Below are 2,253 nucleotides of genomic sequence, written 5' to 3' on the forward strand. Positions count from 1 at the left end.
ACACCCCCAGCCAACCAGACCCCCCGATCACCAGTCGAAAACAGCTGACCGCCCTACACCCTCAATTGCGAAGAGCCGGTAAAAGTACGAAACGTTTCACATCGGCAAAAGAAAGCCCGGAGAAGTAACGATCAGTAACAGATACCGGTGATGACTATTGATAGGTGAGCTAAGTTGAGCGTCAGCGAAACGGTCCTGACGGACCTACCGGCACCCGGAATGTACGTCAAAGGTGCGGAACGATACGAAATCAGGAACTCGAAACGTAACCACTGGTATGCGATGCGGCACGAGCCTGACGGCTCCTTAACTTACCTAGCCCAGAACATAAATCTGGATTCCCTCGAATCTGAGCGTCAGCGGAACTGTTGGGGGTGTGAGCATCTAGGTGTTGACGGTTGCGGTGTCCATTCCGACCACATGCGCAAGCTGCGGACAATGACTGTCGCTGAAATCTCTTCTACTCCTGGCATCCGTCCCCGCAAGCCGACACTACCGCTGGCCCGTAACAGTCAGCCGCAGAAGCGACCAGTACCCATTACCGCACCTTGTCTGCGTTGCCAGTCACCCGCGATTTTCGACTCAGGTTTATGCGGGGCGCATGAGCGTCAGCGATGCGAAAACAGTTGGACACACACACTGGCCCGTCAGGGCTACAGGAGCAAATCATGACCATCTACAAATGCGACCACTGCGGTAAGCAGGTCCGTCCCGGCGAAGGCTATATCCACACCACGCATGAGCACGGGAAGTATTGGGCGATCCATCACCGTGAGTGCGCGGATTTGACCCGTGAGTACTGCATCGCCGTCCCAGAGCATTGGTCTGATTTGTTGTTCGCGCACCGTGACATGTCCGAGCGTCGGAAGGTGTCGGCATGAGCGCGCGTGTTGAGCCGAGGATTGCGCGTCGTGCACGCCCTGCACCCCCAACCGTGGAAGTGAATCCGCACTCTGTGCATGTACTCGGTCCGCAGGGATCACCGTTGTTCGATCTGGTCTTGGACTGCGGATCCGCTGAACCGGTGACCATCATCAAGTTGCCGACCGACTTGGCGCTGATTCTTCGCAGCCGGTTGAACGCCAAACTCCCAGGAGCACAGCATGACTGAGATGACCTTGTATCGCATTGACCGCATTGACGGCGCGACTATCGCAACCCCTGACGACGAGATTGTCTATGCGTTCACCCTCACCGACAGCAGCGGCTCCGCTCTCAACATCGGTTTGGACGCCAAGCTGTTGAGTAGCTGGATTGCGTTGGCCCGCGCGATGGAAGCCAAGGGCCTGGACTTCGAATACGACGGCTAGCCAATGAAGCTGTGCACCGTCTGCCAAGCGCCTTGTGGTGAAGGCTCGCGCTGCGATCAGCACAAACGCAAGCACGCACCAACACCCAGCGCGACCGCCAGAGGCTACGGCTACAGCTACCAGAAGCTCCGAGCGCAGGCCATCGCCCTTCAGCCGTTCTGCACCGACTGCCAAGCAACCGACAACCTGACCCTTGACCACACGCCGGAAAGCTGGCGCAAGGTCGAACGCGGCAGGACTCTGACGCTTCGGGATGTCCGCAACGGTCTGCTGTTCGTCCGGTGCCAACGCTGCAACCAGAAGGCAGGAAATGCGAGGGGAAGCAGCATCACCCACGAGCCGCGATTGCAGCACTCTGACCTGCGATAACGCGGCACCTTTGCGGTGGCTTCTGCGACCTGGGGACTACCTCTGACCTGGGGCTAGACCCGGACGTTCAGGCGATAGCAAACTTTGAGACTCACTCCGGATGGGATCAGCAATCATGAAAGCGGGACCGAAAGGCACGACATCTGTTGTGCCCCTGAGCTTTCGGGGATATCCGCGTAACCGTGCCGCCCGCCGTATCCGCTTTATTCATACGTTTTGTGTGGTCCCTAGGGGCAAGAATGCGGGGAAAAGGGTTCGCCTGAGGGCTTTTCAGCGTGAGATTGTCGGTGGTTCTTTCGCTCCGGGTGTGCGTACTGCTTTGGTCAGCATTCCGCGTGCGAATGGCAAGACGATGTTGGCTGCGTTTCTGGCGTTGGCTGAGATGTTCGTTGGCCCGCCGTCTGCTGAGGTTCTGATTGTTGCCTCTGATCTGCGTCAGGCCAGTATCGTTCTGCGTTACGCGAAGCGCATCGTTGAGCTAAATCCGGTGCTCAGTGCCCTCTCTGCCAACCTGGGTTGAGGCACCCGCCCCCTGACAATTAGTGACCCGAGGGCGGGGATGGAGAGACTCCCC

Annotated in this window: 4 protein-coding genes; all 4 read left to right on the top strand. The window is 58.2% G+C overall.

Annotated features, from left to right (window positions below):
* Positions 1 to 668: 668 nt before the first annotated feature.
* Positions 669 to 881: a hypothetical protein gene (locus AO501_RS13755; protein WP_156452541.1), complete on the top strand. Its 213-nt coding sequence runs from the start codon at positions 669 to 671 to the stop codon at positions 879 to 881.
* Between the two features lie 222 nt (positions 882 to 1,103).
* Positions 1,104 to 1,310, top strand: a complete 207-nt coding sequence (locus tag AO501_RS13760; RefSeq protein WP_156452542.1) for a hypothetical protein — start codon at positions 1,104 to 1,106, stop codon at positions 1,308 to 1,310.
* Between the two features lie 3 nt (positions 1,311 to 1,313).
* Positions 1,314 to 1,679, top strand: a complete 366-nt coding sequence (locus AO501_RS13765; RefSeq protein ID WP_055578257.1) for a hypothetical protein — start codon at positions 1,314 to 1,316, stop codon at positions 1,677 to 1,679.
* A gap of 100 nt (positions 1,680 to 1,779) precedes the next feature.
* Positions 1,780 to 2,199: a terminase large subunit domain-containing protein gene (locus AO501_RS37195; RefSeq protein WP_231752483.1), complete on the top strand. Its 420-nt coding sequence runs from the start codon at positions 1,780 to 1,782 to the stop codon at positions 2,197 to 2,199.
* The last annotated feature ends 54 nt before the right edge of the window (positions 2,200 to 2,253 follow it).

This window comes from Mycobacterium gordonae (assembly GCF_001417955.2).
Lineage (GTDB): Bacteria > Actinomycetota > Actinomycetes > Mycobacteriales > Mycobacteriaceae > Mycobacterium > Mycobacterium gordonae_B.